Origin of the sequence: Dissulfurirhabdus thermomarina, assembly GCF_012979235.1 — a bacterium.
Taxonomy (GTDB): domain Bacteria; phylum Desulfobacterota; class Dissulfuribacteria; order Dissulfuribacterales; family Dissulfurirhabdaceae; genus Dissulfurirhabdus; species Dissulfurirhabdus thermomarina.
Genome location: NZ_JAATWC010000001.1, coordinates 457,813 through 475,553, shown reverse-complemented (window position 1 = coordinate 475,553; position 17,741 = coordinate 457,813). Strand labels below are relative to the sequence as shown.

The 17,741-nt window shown below is 71.8% G+C and carries 15 protein-coding genes; 1 reads left to right on the top strand and 14 read right to left on the bottom strand.

The window, feature by feature from the left end; genetic code table 11:
- Nucleotides 1–20 precede the first annotated feature (20 nt).
- From flgK to mutS, 14 genes are all read right to left on the bottom strand, one after another.
- Entirely contained in the window at nucleotides 21–2,840 is a 2,820-nt protein-coding gene (gene flgK, locus HCU62_RS02280; RefSeq protein WP_163298412.1) for a flagellar hook-associated protein FlgK, read from the bottom strand.
- Nucleotides 2,840–3,409 carry a flagellar protein FlgN gene (locus HCU62_RS02275; protein ID WP_163298411.1) on the bottom strand — a complete coding sequence of 190 codons (570 nt, stop codon included), beginning with the start codon at nucleotides 3,407–3,409 and terminating at the stop codon, nucleotides 2,840–2,842. Before HCU62_RS02275 ends, flgK begins: the two co-directional genes overlap by 1 nt.
- Nucleotides 3,406–3,765 (bottom strand): rod-binding protein, encoded by a 360-nt coding sequence (locus tag HCU62_RS02270; protein WP_163298410.1) that lies wholly within the window; start codon nucleotides 3,763–3,765, stop codon nucleotides 3,406–3,408. Before HCU62_RS02270 ends, HCU62_RS02275 begins: the two co-directional genes overlap by 4 nt.
- Nucleotides 3,766–3,801: 36 nt before the next feature.
- Entirely contained in the window at nucleotides 3,802–4,989 is a 1,188-nt protein-coding gene (locus HCU62_RS02265; RefSeq protein WP_163298409.1) for a flagellar basal body P-ring protein FlgI, read from the bottom strand.
- A gap of 57 nt (nucleotides 4,990–5,046) precedes the next feature.
- Nucleotides 5,047–5,784, bottom strand: coding sequence for a flagellar basal body L-ring protein FlgH (locus tag HCU62_RS02260; protein WP_163298408.1), 738 nt, complete (start codon nucleotides 5,782–5,784; stop codon nucleotides 5,047–5,049).
- A 24-nt stretch (nucleotides 5,785–5,808) separates the two neighbouring features.
- On the bottom strand, nucleotides 5,809–6,582 hold the full coding sequence (gene flgA, locus HCU62_RS12445; protein WP_163298407.1) for a flagellar basal body P-ring formation chaperone FlgA: 774 nt from the start codon (nucleotides 6,580–6,582) through the stop codon (nucleotides 5,809–5,811).
- 28 nt (nucleotides 6,583–6,610) lie between these two features.
- Complete coding sequence (gene flgG, locus HCU62_RS02250) at nucleotides 6,611–7,393, bottom strand: flagellar basal-body rod protein FlgG (protein WP_163298406.1); 783 nt, start codon at nucleotides 7,391–7,393, stop codon at nucleotides 6,611–6,613.
- Between the two features lie 51 nt (nucleotides 7,394–7,444).
- Nucleotides 7,445–8,197, bottom strand: coding sequence for a flagellar basal-body rod protein FlgF (gene flgF / locus HCU62_RS02245; protein WP_163298405.1), 753 nt, complete (start codon nucleotides 8,195–8,197; stop codon nucleotides 7,445–7,447).
- Between the two features lie 69 nt (nucleotides 8,198–8,266).
- Nucleotides 8,267–8,635 (bottom strand): EscU/YscU/HrcU family type III secretion system export apparatus switch protein, encoded by a 369-nt coding sequence (locus HCU62_RS02240; RefSeq protein ID WP_163298404.1) that lies wholly within the window; start codon nucleotides 8,633–8,635, stop codon nucleotides 8,267–8,269.
- 13 nt (nucleotides 8,636–8,648) lie between these two features.
- Complete coding sequence (gene fliK / locus HCU62_RS02235) at nucleotides 8,649–9,149, bottom strand: flagellar hook-length control protein FliK (protein ID WP_163298403.1); 501 nt, start codon at nucleotides 9,147–9,149, stop codon at nucleotides 8,649–8,651.
- 1,379 nt (nucleotides 9,150–10,528) lie between these two features.
- Nucleotides 10,529–11,089 carry an OmpH/Skp family outer membrane protein gene (locus HCU62_RS02230; protein ID WP_163297825.1) on the bottom strand — a complete coding sequence of 187 codons (561 nt, stop codon included), beginning with the start codon at nucleotides 11,087–11,089 and terminating at the stop codon, nucleotides 10,529–10,531.
- A 248-nt stretch (nucleotides 11,090–11,337) separates the two neighbouring features.
- Nucleotides 11,338–11,913, bottom strand: coding sequence for a peptidoglycan-associated lipoprotein Pal (gene pal, locus HCU62_RS02225; RefSeq protein ID WP_169755388.1), 576 nt, complete (start codon nucleotides 11,911–11,913; stop codon nucleotides 11,338–11,340).
- A 167-nt stretch (nucleotides 11,914–12,080) separates the two neighbouring features.
- Nucleotides 12,081–13,898, bottom strand: a complete 1,818-nt coding sequence (locus tag HCU62_RS02220) for an N-acetylmuramoyl-L-alanine amidase (protein WP_163297826.1) — start codon at nucleotides 13,896–13,898, stop codon at nucleotides 12,081–12,083.
- An 11-nt stretch (nucleotides 13,899–13,909) separates the two neighbouring features.
- Nucleotides 13,910–16,588 (bottom strand): DNA mismatch repair protein MutS, encoded by a 2,679-nt coding sequence (gene mutS, locus HCU62_RS02215; RefSeq protein ID WP_163297852.1) that lies wholly within the window; start codon nucleotides 16,586–16,588, stop codon nucleotides 13,910–13,912.
- A gap of 156 nt (nucleotides 16,589–16,744) precedes the next feature.
- Here mutS and HCU62_RS02210 point away from each other — a divergent pair, with 156 nt between their 5' ends.
- A complete protein-coding gene (locus tag HCU62_RS02210; RefSeq protein ID WP_163297827.1) occupies nucleotides 16,745–17,731 on the top strand; it encodes a polyprenyl synthetase family protein in 987 nt (328 codons plus the stop codon).
- The last annotated feature ends 10 nt before the right edge of the window (nucleotides 17,732–17,741 follow it).

Genomic DNA, 17,741 nt, shown 5'->3' with positions numbered 1-17,741 from the left:
CGGGGGCCGCGCCTGCAAACCTACTGCTTGGTCTGGAGGAGCGTCACGAAGAGCTCGTCCGCCACGCTCATCAACTTGGCCGCCGCCGCGTAGGAATGCTGGAACTTGATGAGGTCGGCCATCTCCTCGTCCAGGGAGACCGCCGAGATCTCGTCGCGGCGGGCCTGGAGCTCGTCCACGGCGCTGCGGCTGAAGTCGTAGTCCAGCTGGAAGCCCCGGGAGTGGATGCCCACCTCGCCCACGAGGGACTGGTACCCCTCGTTCAGGGTGGCGCCGTCGAGGGCGGCCACGGGAACCCGGCTCAGGTCCCGGATGGCGAGGGCATTGCGGTTGTCGGCGGGCGCCAGTTCCCCGCCGCCCGGCGTGGCGAGGCCGATGGCCCCCGTAAGCCCCGTGGTGTCGTTGTCCACAAGAAAGACCTCGGCGTTTCCCGCCGCCCGGACGACAAGCCGCCCGTCCACCACGTCGGCGGCCAGATCGGCAAAGGCGTCGATCTGGGCCGCCACGGCCCGGAGGCTCTCCGCCGCCCCGCCGAAGCCGTCGTCCGTGAGGGTCACGGTGAAGGGCCCGGAGACCGTGCCCGCCGCGTCCCGGGTATAGAGGTCGAAGGTGCCGGGGGCGACGCCCAGGGCGTGGGAGGCCAGGGGCTCGAAGGTACGCTCCACCTGGTAGGCGCCGGAAAGGCTCTGCTGGCCGGGACCGCCCGGCGGCGTGATGCCGAGGTAGTCGAAGAGGCGGGTGGCGCCGTCGTTCGCGTCCACCGACCAACCCGCCTCCACCGCCTCCAGGTGGAAGAGGCCGTCGCGCACCTCGGCGTGGAGGCCCGGGTCGGCGTTGATGGCGTCCATGACCGCGTCGAGGTCGTCGGTGGCCGCGGTGACCGGCACGGTCAAGGTGTGGTCCAGGACGCCGGAGGCGTTGTAGAGATCGATGGAGAGGACGCCGTTCTGGACCGCCACGCCCAGGGGGCGGTCGCCGTCCCGGACGGCGTCCGTGCTCACCGCCTCCTCGAGCCCGCCGGGTTCCACCCGGGCCGCCGCCACCAGGCGGGGGTCCTCCACGAGGTCGGGGTTGACACCGATGGTGGCCGCGTCCTCCCCGGTGAAGAAGGCATTCATCCCCATGGCGAGGAGGGCGCCCGAGGTGTCCTCGCCGAAGGCGAACCCCGCAACGGAGGTGGTGCCGTCCACCTGGACCACCAGGCGCCCGTTCACCACCCGGGCGGTGAGGCCGAGGCCGGCGGCGTTGATCTGGTCCCGGACGTCGTTCATGGAGGTGTCCCCCGGCGCCCCGGCCGCGGTCACGTTCACGTAGAAGGGATCGTTGACCAGGGGCGTGGCGGGGTTGGTGTCCACCACGTTGCCCGCCGCGTCGTAGAGCCAGATGGCGAATCGACCGGTCTGGACCTGGTCGGCGAAGGGCAGGCCCGAGGCCTGGAAGTCCAGCGGCTGTGCCGGGTCCAGGGCGGTGGCCACACCGGTGCTCTCCTGGAGCGGAACGAGCCCCACCCCCTGGCCGTGGAGTCCGTTGACGGCCTTGATGAGCTCGGCCGCCCAACGGTTGAGCTGCTCCGTGTAGTTGAGGGGGTAGCTCCCGTCGAGGCGCCCGAAGTCCAGGCCGGAGACCCCGCCGGCGATGGCGTCGATCCGGAAGGTGATGGGGAAGGTGCCAGGGGCGAGGTCGGTGAGCGTCAGCCGGCCCTCGTCGTTGATGGAGGCCTGGAGGGTCCCCGCCGGGTAGGCCGCCTCGATCTGGAAGAGGAAGTCCCCCACGCGGCCGGGCGTTCCGTCGCCGTCGTAGTCCACGGTGCTGTCGAAGGTCCCGGTGACCGGGTTCCCGTTCTGGTCCGTCCCGGAGAACTGGATGGTGAAGGGCCCCGTCACGGTCACCCCGTCGATGAGGGCGAAGTCCGTCCCGGCCTGGATACCCTTGCCGCCGGAGGTGTTGACCCGGGAGCCGACGAGCACGCTGGTGTCGCGGGGCTGGATGCGGGTCTTGATGTCGAGCCAGCCCCCCAGTTCCCCGCCCTGGAGATCCTGGGTGGTCAGCCGGGTGCGCTGCCCGTTGGTGGCCACCCAGTTGATCCGCTCGTCGGCGTACTCGATGTGCCAGGACTTGTCGTCCTCCACCAGGGGCTTGCCGGCCCCGATGAGGACGGTGTAGGAGCCTCGCTGGTTCTCGAACCAGTGGATGTCCACCTGTTCCGACAGGCGCCGGATGAGCTGGTCGCGCTGGTCGCGGAGGTCGTTGGCCGGGTGCTGCTCGGATTCCAGGGCCACGATGCGGACGTTGAGGTCGGCGATCTGGTCCGCCAGCCGGTTCACGTCCTCCACGGCGGTCTGGATGTTCAGGTTGAGGTCCTGGGAGAGCTGGAAGAGGGCGTTGTAGCGGTCGTGGATCCCGTCCACCAGGAGCTGGGCCCGCTGGAGCAGCGAGGTCCGCTCCGCGGCGCCCTCGGCGTTGTTGGCGAGATCGTCCCAGGCGGCCCAGAAGTCGTTGATGGCCGCATCGAGCCCGGTGTCGGGCACCTCGTTCAGGATGCCCTCGATGAGTTTCATGCCAGAGGTCCGGGTCTCCAGGCCGGAGTTCACGGAAACCTTGTCGAAGAGCGTGGTGGTGACGAACCGATCGAAGGCCCGGGTGATCTCCACGGCCTCCACGCCGTTGCCGATGGGGCCGATCTCCATGGGGGTCGGCTCCCGGGCGGCGAGGGTGACACTCTGGCGGCTGTAACCCTCCGTGTTCACGTTGGAGACGTTGTGCCCCGTGACCTGGAGGTTCGTCTGCTGGGCGAGGAGACTCGTCTTGCCGATGTCGAGCAGCTTGTTGAGACCGGACATCAGACCACCCCCCTGAGACACCTGGAGGCCGAAGGCCGAAACGGCCCGCGCGGCCCATCGCTCCCGGGCCGCCCGCCTCCGTCGTAGGTGGGCCGGCGCCCGAGGACGCCGCCGGTGAGGATACCCGTGAGGCGCCGGGCGAGGTCCAGCCGCGAGTGGACCCACGCCTCGTGGCGCTCGTTGACGAAGAGCACCTCCCGGCGACGGCGGTCACGCCTGGCCTTCCAGGCCTCGAACCGCCGGAGGTCCGCCGGGTGCAGCACCGCGCGGAGCCGCGCCCAGAGCTGCGCCTCGGGCGGCGCACCGCCGCAGCCGGCCAGGATCCGCTCCACCACCGCGGCCAGCCGGTCCTCGCAAGCCTGGACCCGTTCCGCCCGCCGCCGCTTCTCGGAGGCCACGGCCAGGAGGTCCTCGTGGCGCCCCGACTTGAGGGCCGCCCACTCCGCCTCCAGGATACGGCCCAGGTCCTCCCAGGCCGCGAGCACCTCGGCGGTGAGGTTCCAGAACCGCTCGGGCAAGGGCGGCAGGGGCTGGAAGGCCCCGGTTCCGGGTCGCTTGCGGATCTTCATGGCGTCTCCGGGCCCCCATCGGCGCCGGCGCCTTCCCGGTGCGCAAGCTGCCGGAAGAGCTCGCGTCCGAGGCCGATGCCCCCGCCCTCGGCCATCCGCCGGGCGAACTCCTCGTCCAGGAGCCCCCGGTAGAGTTCTTCCCGGAATCCCCCGTCCAGGAGGCCGGACTTCGGCACGGTCTTCCGCATGGCCTTCAGGAGCTGGCGGAGGAAGACCGCCTCGAAGTCCCGGCAGGCCGCCCGGAGGGCCTCCGGGTCGCGGCGATCCTCCCGGCGGAGGCCCCGGGCCGTCCGGTCCACGGATCGGGCCTCCGTGAGCGAGATCGCATCCGGGGCGGTGATGAAGGAAGGCATCATGGCCGTTGCTCCGTCGAGCCGGGCCGGCGCCCGGCGTCAGATCACCTCGAGGTCCGCCTGGAGGGCCCCCGCCGCCTTGACCGAGTGCAGGATGGCGATGAGGTCCCTCGGGGTCACGCCCACGGCGTTGAGCGCCCGGACGAGCTCGCCGATGGTGGCGCCGGTGTCGAGCACCACCAGGCCGCCGGCCTCCTCCTTGACCCCCACCTGGGTCTCGGGGGTGACCACCGTCTGGCCCCGGGAGAAGGGCGGCGGCTGCGAGACCCGGGGGGTCTCTCGGATCTGGATGCTCAGGTTGCCGTGGGCCACGGCCACGGTGGAGAGGCGCACCTGGCTGCCCATGACCACGGTACCCGTGCGCTCGTCCAGCACCACCCGGGCCCGGTTGTCCACCGCCACCTCCACGGTCTCGACCCGGGCCAGGAAACCCACCACGTCATCTCGGTAGGCGGGCGGGACGGCCACCGCCAGGGTCTCGGCGTCCAGGGCGCGGGCCAGGGGGGCGCCGAGGGCCCGGTTCACCGCGCCGGCGGCTCGGTGGGCCGTGGTGAAGTCCGGGCGGTGGAGGGTCAGCCGGAGTTCCCCCTTGCCGTCCAGAGCCAAGGGGACCTGGCGTTCCACGGTGGCGCCGTTGGGGATCCGGCCGGCGGTGAGGTGGTTCTTCTGGACCCCGGCCCCGGCGCCGCCGGCCCCGAAACCCCCGAGGCTCACCGCGCCCTGGGCCAGGGCGTAGACCTGGCCGTCCACGCCCTTGAGCGGCGTGAGCAGCAGGGTCCCGCCCTGGAGGCTCTTGGCGTCCCCCATGGAGGAGACCAGGACGTCGATCTTCTGCCCCACCTTGGCGAAGGGCGGCAGCTGCGCCGTCACCATCACCCCGGCCACGTTCTTCACCTTCACCGCGTTCGGGTCCACGTTGATCCCCATCCGCTCCATCATGTTCACGATGGACTGGATGGTGAACTCCGCCTGGGTCCCGTCGCCGCTGCCGCTGAGCCCCACCACCAGGCCGTAGCCCACCAGTTGGTTGGCCCGGGCGCCCTGGAGGTCGGCCACGTCCTTGAGCCGGGCGGCCGAGGCGGGCCCGGCCGCGAGGAGGCAGAGGGCGGCAAGAACCGCCGCCAGGCAGCCGGCCGGGGGGAGATTCTTGCCGGGTGCCGGCCGGTGCCGGAGGCCCCGGGGGGCGCCGAAACGGGCCGTCTGGTCGAGGGATCGCCGCTGCTGCATCTCTTTCGTTCCCCGTCTCATGCCATCGTTAAAGTGCAAGCATCGCGCCATGCCCGGCTAGAAGGGCGCCAGGGCGGAGACCAGCCGGGCCAGCCACCCGGGCCGCTGGTTGTCGCTCAGGACGCCGCTCCCGGTGTACTCGATCCGGGCGTCGGCGAGTCGCGTGGAGGAGACGGTGTTGTCGGGCTGGATGTCCTTGGGCCGGATCACCCCGGTGAGGATGAGGTACTGGGTCTCGTTGTTGATCCGGAGCTCCCGGGCCCCCTGCACCATGAGGTTCCCGTCCGGGAGGACCTGGACCACCCGGGCCGAGACGGTTCCGGTGAGGGAGGCGTCGCGGGAGGTCTTGCCGGAGCCGTCGAAGGCGCTCTCCGTGGAGCCGCCGAGGGCCTTCGAGGCGTCGAAACCGGGCAGATCCGGCTGCACGTTCTCGTCCAGCTTGAGGCCGAGGAACCCCGTAAGCCCCACGTCCGTGCTGGACTTCCGGTCGCTCTGGGTCTTGACGTTCTTCGCCCCCTTGAGGTCCTCCTCAATCTCGATGGTGAGGACGTCGCCCACCCGCCGGGCCCGGAAGTCCGCCACGAGGCTGGCGGAGAGGTCCGGCGTGAAGAGCGAGCCCTCGGCGGGATGCGCCGGCGCCGCCGAGTAGACCGGGGGCCGGGTGGGGGCCAAGGCGGCCGGCGCCACGGGATTGGCCGTTCCGGCGCAGCCGGCCGAGAGGACCAACAGCGCCGCGAGGGCCAGGAGGCCGGGATACCGAACGTGCATGTCGAGGCGGGCCTTGTGGATCTTCATGTGGATCTCCTCGCTCGGGCGTCTTCAGAAGGGGACCGCCACCGTCCGGGCGTCCACCACGCGGGCCACGACCTCCTTCCGGCTCATGAGGTTGCGGACCCGGACCATGCAGCCCCTGGCACCGTCCTGCCGGACCTCGCCGGGAACCCGGACGGTGAGCGCCGGCGACTGGGCCAGGATGGTCACGACGTCGCCCCGGTGCACCACCACGGGCGGCATCAGGAGGTCGGTGGTGAGGGCCTGGCCGGCCCGCACCGAGCGGCGGACGGCCTGGCCCACGGCCGCCTCCGGGCTGGAGACGGCCTCGCCCCGGAGCCGCGACAGCGGCAGGCGCGCCACCTCCAGGTCCGAGGCCTCCAGGACGTGCCCCCGGGGCAGCGCCGCCGTCACGCAGACCACCGGGCGGTAGACCTCCACCCAGGCGCTCACCCGGACGCGGCGCCGCGGCACCCCGTCCACCTTCACCGTGACGTCGCAGGTCACCCGACCGATGCCCGTCCCGGTGCGCGGGGGTTCCACGTCGAAGGAGAGCCGGCCGGCAGGGACCCGCGGGCGGGACGGCACCACCTGGAGGCGGAGGATCTCCACGTCAGGGGCGGGCCAGGGGGCCCGTTCCAGGAAGGCCCGGCGAAAGAGCCGGGCGAAGACGCCGTCCGCCACCACCTGTTCACCGCCGGGGCCGCCCGGCGTGGCCGATACCGGCCCCGCGCAGGCAAGGGCCGCCAGAACGACCACCGCCGCCGCGACCGCCGCCCTCGGGCCTCGGGGCCTCCACGCCTGCACCAGTTCACACCGCATCGCCGCCTCCCGGTCCGGGCCGCCGGGCCTACCGCTTGAGGTTCCCCGCCATGCCCAGCATGTTGTCCGCGGTCTGCACCGCCTTGGAGTTGAGCTCATAGGCCCGCTGAGTGATGATCATGTCCACCATCTCCTTCACCACGTCCACGTTGGACTGCTCGAGGAAGCCCTGGCTGATGGTCCCGAAGTTGTCGGTGCCGGGGTTGCCCTCGATGGGATCGCTGGAGGCCTCGGTGGGCCGGTAGAGGTTGCGGCCCACGCTGTAGAGACCGGCGGGGTTGGGGAAGTCGTACAGGGTCAGCTGCGCGGAGGCCAGGGGGGCGCCGCTCTGGTCCGAGGCCACGAGGTTGCCGTAGGCGTCGATGGTGATGCGGGCCGTCCCGTTGGGCACGGCGAACTCCGGCTGCAGGCGGTCGCCGTTGGAGGTCACGATGAAGCCGTCCCGGTCGAGCTTGAAGGCCCCGGCCCGGGTATAGAGCTCCTCGCCGTTGCTGATGATCTTGAAAAACCCCCGGCCCTCGATGGCCCAGTCGAGCTCGTTGCCGGTGTTCTCGTAGTCGCCCTGGGTGAAGATCTTCTGCACCGCGGCGGGCCGGACCCCCATGCCCACCTGCATCCCGGTGGGCACCTGGGTGCCGTCGGCGTTCTCGGTGCCGGGCATCCGAAGGGTCTGGTAGAGGAGGTCCTCGAAGTCCGCCCGGCTCCGCTTGAAGCCGGTGGTGTTCACGTTGGCCAGGTTGTTGGCGATGGTGTCCAGGTTGAGCTGCTGGGCGTTCATGCCCGATGCGGCCGAGTACAGTCCTCGAATCATCCGTGTCCTCCTCCGATCACGCTGATGCCGTCTGCCGGGCCCGGCGGCCCGCTACGCCACCTTGCCCACCTCGTTCACGGCCCGGCCGTCGAGCTGGTCCGCCGACTGGATCGCCCGGAGCTGGACCTCGTAGGCCCGCTGGAGCTCCATGAGCTCCACCATGAGCTTGAGCCCGTTGACGTTGGACCGCTCGATGAAGCCCTGGCGGATCCGGGCCGCCGAGGGGGTGGGGGGACCGGCGGCGGCCGGGGCCTCGTAGAGGTTGCCCCCCGCCGGAACCAGGGCCTCCGGCCGGTCGAATTTCACCACGTCGAGGCGGCCCGTCTGGGCCTCGTCCACGAAGAAGTAGCCGTCCTCGCTGAGCCAGATTCCCCGGCCCGTGGTGTCTTCGAGGGTGATGGGGGCGCCGTCGCCGAGCACCCGGTACCCCTCGGCGGTCACCAGCTCGTTCAGGGCGTTCAGGGTGAAGCCCCCGGCCCGGGTATAGCGGACGCCCGCCGGGGTTTGGACGGCGAAGAACCCCTCCCCGTCCACGGCGAAGTCCAGGGGGTTCCCGGTCTCCACCAGGGGCCCGGGGGAAAAGTCGGTCCAGGCCTTCTCCACCTTGGCCACCCGGCGCTCCCCCGCCTGGGCCGCGGCCAGGGCCTCGCGGAAGGTGACGTCCTGCGCCTTGAAGCCGTCGGTGGAGATGTTGGCGAGGTCGTGGGTCAGGACCTCGAGCTTGCGCTCGAGGATCCGGCCGCCCTCGAGGGCCTCCATGCGGCCCAGCCGCTGGTAGGGATGGAGTCCGGGTGACACCTGCATGGCTCGCCTCCTGCCCGGGAAACAGCAAGGGCCATGCCACCCGTCAAGCACACGGAAGCCAGGAAAAACTTACTTTGATTTCAAAGCGTTATCTGGACGAGATCCGGAGGTCCGCCCCTTTGTCTCCGGGGCAGCTTCTGCCGACCCGGCAGGCCTTGCCCCCCGGGCGGCCTCGTTCACCCCGTAGATCCAGGCCAGGATCTCGGCCACCACCACGTAGGTCTCGGCCGGGATCTCCCGGTTGACCTCGAGGCGGGAGAGGACCTCCACGAGGTCGGGCTCTTCCCGCACGGGCACACCGGCCTCCCGGGCCAGGGCGAGGATCCGCTCGGCGAGGAGCCCTTCCCCCTTGGCGGTCACCCTGGGGGCGGCGTCCCGCGCCTCGTCGTAGCGGAGGGCGACGGCCTTCTTCCGCGGGCCTTCCCTGGACGATCCCATGGCGGGAGACTCCTCAGGTCACGACGTGCAGCGTCCCCTCGGATTCCGGGGGGACGAAGGGGCCGAGGACGGCCGCCCGGTCGATGTCCCGGAGGGCCAGGACGTCGATCTCCGGCCGGTAGCCGAGGCGGACGAAGGTCTCCCGGAGCGCGGCCACCCCGGCCCGAACCGCGGGCAAGACCTCCGGCGCAGCCGCCAGGCTGAAGGCGAGGTCCCGGCCCCGGAGGGTCACCTGGATCCGCACCTCTCCGAGGGCCGCGAGGTGGAGGTCGAAGACCATGTGGCTGGCCGCGCCCCCGGGCTCCGGCTCCTTCCCGGTGTCCCCGCCTTCCTCCCGCCAGTAGACGCACTGTCCCCATCCCTGCCCGTGGCTGAACCAGAAGGGCAGGACCCAGAGGGGAAAGTCCAGCACCTGGCGGACGTCCTGGTGGAAGGACTGGAGTCCCAGGGCGTAGTGGAGGAGCAACTGGGAGGCCGGATCCCGCTCCGCCCGGCCGGGCGCCCCGGAAGACACGCCGGGATCGGCCGGGGCCGCTCCGGCCGGCCGGGCGCCGGGCCCAGCCGGCGGCGGGCCCTCGGCACCGGCGGCGGCCGGGGCCGCTCCGGGAGGCACCCCGGAGGCCGCCGGGCGGCCGACGGGGGCAGGGGAGCCGGAAATCCGCCCGGCCGCGGGAGAATACGCGCGGGCCCCGGCGCCGCGGCCGGGAGCACGGGCCGCCGCCGGGCGGGGTCGGGCGTCGGGGGCACCGGGCGGCATATCGGGGAGGGGGACCCGCCCGCCCGGGTCGGGGCCTGCACCGGCGGCACCCGCCGAAACGCCGCCCACGGCGGGGCCGGGCCCTTGCGGCGGCGCCTCGGAGGCGGCCGCCGGGGCTCCGGTTCCAGGGGTGCCGGAGGCCTCCCCGCGGACGACCGATCCCGGCCCGGGCGACGCGGCTGCCTGCCCCGGCGGAGGCGATGCCGGCGGCCTCGAAGGCGCACCCGCCGCCAAGACGGACGGCGACGGGCCCGGCGAAGACACTCGGCCTGGAAGATCGGCCGCCGGAATACCGCCCGGCATGCCGGGGGATTCCCCGGAATGCCCGCCCGTGGCAGGCCCCGCACCGGCGGCGCCCGCCGAAACGGCCCCGCCCGAGGCCGCGGCGCCCGCCGGGGCCTGGGCAGGCACATCGCCGGAGAAGAAAAGGCGGCCGCCTCCCCCCGCGGCCCCGCCGGCAGGAGGGGCTCCGGTCGACACCCCGGACGGCGCAGGAGCCGCCTCGGCGTCCCCCGCGCCGCCGTCACCGGTGACGGGCCCCAGGAGGACCTGGATCGGGGGCGGCCCCTCCCCGCGGTCGAGGCCCAGGGCCGCAGCCAGGGCCGCAATGCGCTCCGGGACGGCGGCGGCGTCCTGGGCGAAGGCCCGGACCAGGGCCGCCGCCTCCCCGCCCGGGCCGGGAGCCGCCTCGGCCCCGAGCCGCGTCGCCATCTCCGCCCCGAGCCGGCCGAGAAGCGCCCGGAGTCCCAGAAGCTCCCGGGCCAGGCCCCGGACATCACCGGCGGGCGGCGGCCCGGTCTCCGTGTCCACCACCCGGACCTGGAGCGGCGACTCCGTGGAAACCACCTCGAGGAAAATACGAGCGCCCTGGGGCAGGGCGGTCTCGGCGAGGGCCCGAAGCACCTCGCCGCGCACGGCGATGAGATCGTGGGGGCCGTCCCTGCCCACCACCACGGCCTCCACGCGCCCCCCCTGGACGGCCCACGGCGGGGCCTCCCGGCCTGTCCCGGGTGCAGCCGCCCCGCGGAGGGAGGAAAGGTATGCCGTGACGGAATCGATGCCCATACGCCCTGACCAGCTTTTCGGCCGGCCGGAGCGCCGGGATGAGAAAGGGCCCGGGCGGGACCGGACGCGGGTTACTTCCGGGGCTGCCGTGTCTCGGCGTCGTAGGCCGCCACCACGGCGTCCGTGATGTCGATGGCCGAGGAAGAATAGATGACTCCCGGGGTCTTGACGTCCAGGATCAGGTCATAGCCCCGGTCCTTGGCCAGGCGGTCGAGCACCTTCCGAAGGCGCTCCAGGACGGGCTGCATCACCCGGTCCTCGGCCTGGCGCATCTCCTGCTCGGCCTCCTCGCTCTCGTACTTGAAGTCCATGGTCATCTTCCGGAGCTCGCGTTCCTTCTTGGCGCGCGCCTCCTCGCTCATGAGGGCGGCCTTCTTCTGGAGGTCGTCCCGGAAGGACTGGATCTCCTCCTGGCGGGCCTTGAGCTTCTTCTGGAGCCGGCCGAACTTCTCCGCCAGGGGTTTGCGGGCCGCCTGGATGGCCTTGGACGACAGCACCACCCGCTGCATGTCCAGCACGGCGATGCGGACGGGCCGGTCCTGGGCCGCCGCCGGCCCGAGGGCCAACAGCAGGCCGCCGGCCGCAGACACGAGCAGGGTCAAGAGTCGCTGTCCGGAATGCATGGGTTTCATGTCCTCCCTCCGGGGGCCCGGCCGGGAGCGCCGGGCCGGGGATGATGGGGTCGGGAAGTGAAGGCGCCGCGCCCGTCTCCGGCCGCGGCGTGGTCCTTCGCGCCTCTCGCCGCCGCGGTGCGCGGCGGGCGGCCCGAAGGACCGGCCTCGGTGAAGGGCCCTCGCCCCGCCGTCAAGCAAAGGGGCCACGGAGGCGGTCCACCCCCGTGGCCCCTGGTGTCGTCATGCCAACACGCCGGAGAAGGGCCCTACTTCAGGATGACGAGGTCTCCCCGGCGGTTTTTGGCCCATGCCTCCTCGTTGTGGCCCGGGTCCAGGGGACGCTCCTCGCCGAAACTCACCGTCTCGATCCGATCGGCGGCCACGCCGAGATTGACCAGGTAGTCCTTGATGCTCTTGGCACGGCGTTCCCCGAGGGCCAGGTTGTACTCGTTGGTGCCGCGCTCGTCGCAGTTGCCCTGGACCTCGATGCGGATCTCGGGGTGATCCAGGAGGAAACGGGCGTCGTCCTCGAGCCGGCCCTTCATGTCGTCACGGATGTTGTACTTGTCGAAGTCGAAGTAGACGGGGAGCATGGGCGCGTGGGTCCGCCCCTCCGAGATCTCCTCGCCGTAGACCGGGGCCGCGGCCTCCGTCTCGGCGGGCTGCTCCACTGCCGGGGCCTGTGGCTCCTCGGCCACCGGCTCCTCCACCACGGCGGGGGGCGCCGTCTCCTCCGGAGCGGAGACCTCCGTCTTGGCGCATCCCGCCGCCAGCAGGAAGACGGCGAAAAACAGGACGGCTCCCGGAACCCACGTGCGTTTTACGGCCATATTGCAGCTCATGATCACCTCCAGTTGTCTACTGATTGCCGATTCGAAAGGCACCCACCCCAGGTCCTTCCCCGGGCAACACCGCCACCCGGAGACCGAAACCGGAGCTCCCCGGGCGGGGAATGCCCGAAAATTCGACCCCACTTTATCAAAAGGCCGTCAGAATTCAACACGATTTTTCAGGGGCGCCCGGTTTCCCGCACGGCGGAGAGGCGGGCGGGGACGTAGGCGGTGGCCGTCTCGTTGGCGTAGCGCTTGATGCCCTGGACGATCCCCCGGGCCAGGCGGTCGAGGTAGGCACCCTGCCGCAGGCGTTTTTCCTCGGTCCGGTTGGTGATGAAGGACACCTCTGCCAGCACCGCTGGCATCTTGGCGCCCATGAGCACGATGAAGGGGGCCTGCTTCACCCCGAGGTCCCGGATCCCGCTGTAGGCCTGGCCGAGGTCCCGGACCACCTCCGACTGAACGTAGGCGGCCAGGCGGGACGACTCGCTCACCTTGGTATAGCGGAGGATGGAATCGAGCAGGCGCTTCATGTCCGCGATGCGCTTCGTGGACATGGCGTTTTCCAGGGCCGCCACCCGCATGGCCTCCTCGTTGACGGCGAGGTTCAGGAAATAGGTCTCGACGCCCCGAAGCCGCCGGTTGGGGGCGGCGTTGACGTGGATGGAGACGAAGAGGTCCGCCTTCTTGGCGTTGGCCATGGCGGTGCGCCGCTCAAGGCGGACAAAGCGGTCGCGGTCACGGGTGAGGATCACCTCGCAGCCAAGCTCCCGGCGCAACCGTGCCGCCACCTTCTTGGCGAGGCGGAGGCAGACGTCCTTTTCCTTGAGACCGCCCGGGCCGACGGCGCCCGGGTCTCTCCCCCCGTGGCCGGGATCCACCACCACCCGGCGCACGCACAGCCCCAGCTGCTGGGCCAGGGGGATGGGCCGCCCGCCCGGCGCCGCGTCCTCCTCTTCATCGTCGTCGGGTGCCACCTTGGCCGTGACCTCGGGCACCGGGCAGGGCTCGGGCACCTCGGAGCCCGCCCCGAAGACGTCCACCACGATGCGGAAGGGGTCGTCGAGGTAGAAGATGTTGGTGTGGTCGATGTCGTCGATGTCGAAGACGACCCGCACCGTCTGGGACCGGTACTGGGCCAGGCGGATCCCCCGGAGGAGACCGTCCCGGATGTCGAGGTTGTCGGCGAGGTCGGGCCCTTCCCGGGCGGGGAGGATGTCGAGGTAGAGCCGCGGCGGCTTCTTGTTGGCCTTGTCCGCGGGGAGGAATCCCTTCCGGAAGCTCACCTGTCCAGAGGCGTCGAGTACCACACGGGTGTAGTCCTTCCCGGACCAGTAGCGGACCGCCTGGATGGTGGCCACCGGGGCCCCGGGCGGGAGCTTGGGGCTCACCTCCGAGCTGATGGCGGGACGGGGGGCGGCCTTCGGACGGGGACGGCGCCCCCCCCCGGGCAGGCGGCGCAAGGCCGCCCGGGCCCGGCGCGCCATGTTGCCCCGGGGGTAGTCCGCCACCACCCGCGACCAGGCATCCCGGGCCTCGGCGACGTCGCCGAGGCGCTTGGCGATGCGGCCGATATGATAGTAGGCGTCGTCGGCCAGCCCGCTTCCGGGGAAGTCCCGAACGAGGATCTGAAAATACTGGCGGGCGCTTCTCAGGTCCGCCCGCCGGCGGGAGTAGCCGTAGAGCTCGTGGTAGCAGCGCCCTAGCATGTAGAGGGCCCGGGGGGCCACCCGGGCCGCCCGCGGATAGGCCCGGTAGACCGCCTTGAAATCGTCGATGACCCGGATCCAGTTACGCCGGTAGCGCCTGAGGCGCGCGCTCTTCTGGAGGCGATCGTAGCCGGCCTTGGCCTCGCGGTAGGAGGGCGCGGCCGCGGCCGCGGGGGCGACCAGCCCCGCCGGCAGGCACGCGGCCAGGCACAGGAGGAAGAGGAGGCATCGGGCGGCGGCCTGGAGCCGCACCCCGGGGGAGGCCGCTGTCGCCGGGGAGGTCACGCCGCCCGCCACTAGCCCCCCTTCCGCGCCCGGGCCTGGAGCTCGGCGAGCCGCTGGAGGGCCTCGAGAGGTGTCATCTGGTTGACGTCCAGTGCCAAGAGCTCCCGCCGCAGGGCCGATTCACCGTCCGGGAAGAGCGGGAGCGCCATCTGGACGCCAGGGGCCTTGGCCTCTCTGCGCGTCTTGGCGATCCTCGGCTCCCCCCACACGTTGAGTTCGTCCCGCTCGATGTTGGCGAGGATCTCGCGGGCGCGGGCGATCACGCCCCCGGGGACCCCTGCCAGTGCCGCTACTTGAATACCATAACTGCGATTGGTGGCCCCCTCAAGGAGCCGGTGGAGGAACACGATCCGGTGTTCCCATTCCCGCACGGCTACATGCAAGTTCCGCACCTTCGGCCTCTGCGCGGCCAGCTCCGTCAGCTCGTGGTAGTGGGTGGCGAAGAGGGTCTTGACCCCGCGGCCGTCCTTCTCCGCCAGGTACTCCGCCACGGCCCAGGCGATGGCGAGCCCGTCGTAGGTACTGGTGCCCCGGCCGATCTCGTCGAGGATGACGAGGCTCCGCGGGGTGGCGTTGTGGAGGATGTTGGCCGTCTCGCTCATCTCCACCATGAAGGTGCTCTGGCCCCGGGCGAGGTAGTCGGTGGCCCCCACCCGGCTGAAGAGCCGGTCCACCACCCCGATCTCCGCCTCGGCGGCCGGGACGAAGCTCCCCATCTGCGCCATGAGGACGATGAGGGCCGTCTGGCGGAGGATGGTGGACTTGCCCGCCATGTTCGGGCCGGTGAGGATGAGAAGCCGGGCCCCGGTGTCGTCGAGGCGCACGTCGTTGGGCACGAAGGTACCCGGCTCCACCGCCCGCTCCACCACGGGATGGCGCCCGTCCCGGATGTCGATGGCGTCGCCGGCGTTCACCCGGGGCCGCACGTAGCCGTGGCGGTCGGCCGCCTCGGTGAGCCCCGCCAGGACGTCCAGCCGGGCCAGGGCCCGCGCGGTCTCCTGGATGCGGGGCCCCTCTCCGGCCACCCGCCGGCGCAGCTCCTGGAAGAGCTCGTACTCCAGGGCCAGGCGCCGCTCCTGGGCGGTGAGGATCTTGGCCTCCACATCCTTGAGCTCCGGGGTGATGTAGCGCTCCGCCGCCACCAGGGTCTGCTTTCGGACGTAGTGGCCGGGGACCTTCGCCGCGTGGGCCTTCCCCACCTCGATGTAGTAGCCGAAGACCTTGTTGAAGCCCACCTTGAGGGAAGGGATCCCGGTGCGCTCCCGCTCCGCCGCCTCCACCCCGGCGATGAAGGCGCGCCCGTCGCGCTGGATGGCCATGAGCTCGTCGAGCTCGGCGTTGTAGCCTTCGCGGATGAGCCGCCCTTCCCGGAGCTGGAGCGGGCAGTCCTCGCGCAGGGCGGCATCGAGCACCGCCACCAGGTCTTCCAGGGGATCGAGCCCGCCGAGGAGGTCGGCCAGCAGCGGGGCCGAGGCCGCGGTCTCCGCCACGGCGTCGCGGATCCCCGGCACTTCCCGCAGCGACTTCTTGAGGGCCACGAGGTCCCGCCCGCTGGCCGTCCCGAGGGATACCCGGGCCACCAGCCGCTCGAGGTCGGCCACGCGCCGCAGCCGCGCCCGGAGATCCGCCCGGGCGGCCGGGGCCTCGAGCAGCGCCGCCACCGCGGCATGCCGCCCCTCGATGGCGGCCAGATCCGTGAGGGGATAGAGGATCCAGTGGCGAAGCAACCGCCCCCCCATGGAGGTCACGGTGAAATCCAGGACCTCGAGCAGGGTCCCCCGCCGGCCCCCGTCGAGCCCGTTGGCCACCAGCTCCAGGTTCCGCTTGGTGGCCTCGTCCAGGCGGAGATACTCGGAGAGATGGTAGGGTCGAAGGGCCCGGATGTGGGAGAGGTCGCCCTTCTGGGTCTCCTCCACGTAGGAGAAGAGCGCCCCCGCCGCCCCCACCCCCGCTTCGAGGCCCGAGACGCCGAACCCGTCCAGGGAGAGGACGCCGAAGTGCGCCGTGAGCAGGCGGACGCCGCGCCGGGCCTCGAACCACTCGGGCGGCCGGGTGGAGACGAAGAGAGAGGGGAGGACCCGGCGGACCTCCGCCGGAAAGCCGTCCTCGTCCTCCGGGACGAGGATCTCCGCGGGTTCCAACCGGTAGAGCTCGTCCGCCGCCTCCGCCCGGCCGGCGAGCTCCGTCACCCGGAACTCGCCGGTGGACAGATCCAGGCAGGCCAGGCCCCAGGGGGCCTCCCCCGCCCCCGGGCGCACCGCCGCCACGAAGTTGTTGGCCGTGGCCGGCACGCCGCCCTCGGTGGTGAGGAGCCCCGGGGTCAGGACCCGGACCACCTCCCGCCGGACGAGTCCCTTGGCCGCGGCCGGGTCTTCCACCTGCTCGCACACGGCCACCCGGTAACCCGCCTGGACCAGCCGGGTGAGGTATCCCTCGGCCGCATGGACGGGCACCCCGCACATGGGGACCTTCTCGGCCTTGTGCTTGTCGCGGGTGGTGAGGGCGATCTCCAGGACACGGGCGGCGATCTCCGCGTCCTCGAAGAACATCTCGTAGAAGTCCCCCATCCGGTAGAAGAGGATGGCGTCCGGGACCTGGGCCTTGATGGCCCGGTACTGCCGGAGCATGGGGGTCTCGGCCGGCGCCTTGACCTTGGCGGACGTCCCGGCGGGGGAAGCGCTCTCTGTCATCCGGGTCACCCTCTCGCCGTCCGCCCGCCGCCACCTCCGGCGGATCTTCACCTCCGGGCGCCCCGCGCACTGCACGGCGCTGGCCCTCCGGCGCAGTATATGGTATTTCCCTGGAAGACTTCAAGGCGCGCCCGCCTGGGCGCCACGCCCACCGACATGGACGATCGCCAGGACATCACGGCCATCCTCGAGGCCTGCGCCCCGGACTTCGAGCGGATCGAGGCCGCCCTCCAGGAGGACTTCCACTCCCAGGTCCCCTTCGTCACCGAGGTCAGCGGCTACATCCTCTTCGCCGGGGGCAAACGCCTGCGCCCCCTGATCACGGTGCTCGCGGCCCGGCTCTGCGGCCGGGACGACGGCGGCGTCTTCTCCCTCTCGGTGGTGCCGGAATACCTCCACGCCGCCAGCCTCCTCCACGACGACGTCCTGGACGGCGGGCAGCTGCGCCGGGGCAAGCCCCCCGCCTACAAGGTCTGGGGCAACAAGGCGGCCGTCCTGGTGGGCGACTTCCTCTACGCCCGTGCCATCGACATCGCCAGTTCCTTCGGCCTGGCAGAGATCTCCCGCGTCATCGCCGAGACGGTGGCCCTCATGGCCGAGGGCGAGATCCTCCAGCTCCTCCAGGCCAAGAACACCGGCTACGACGAGGCCACCTACGACGCGGTCATCTTCCGCAAGACCGCCGTCCTCATCTCGGCCGCCGCTCGTATCGGCGCCCTCTTCGCCGGCGCGGCCCCGGAACTGGTGGCGGCCGCCGACGCCTACGGCCAGGCCCTCGGGCGGGCCTACCAGATGGTGGACGATCTCCTGGACTACACCGCCGACACCGCCGAACTCGGCAAACGCACCGGCACCGACCTCGCCGAGGGCAAGGTCACCCTGCCCGTGATCCTCGCCATGGCGCGCGCGGGCCGGGAGGAACAGCGGCGCCTGCGGGGTCTCTTCGCCTCTGGAGGCGGGGGTGAAGACGACTTCCGGTGGGTCCGTGGCCTCATCGAGCAGACCGGCGCCGCCGAGGAGGCACGCCGCCGGGCCGAGGCGCAGGTGTCCGAGGCCCTTGCCGCCCTGGCGGCCTTTCCTCCCTCGCGCCCGCGGGGTATCCTGGAAGGGCTGGCCCGTTATGTACTGGAAAGAAAGAAATAGCCCCCCGGAG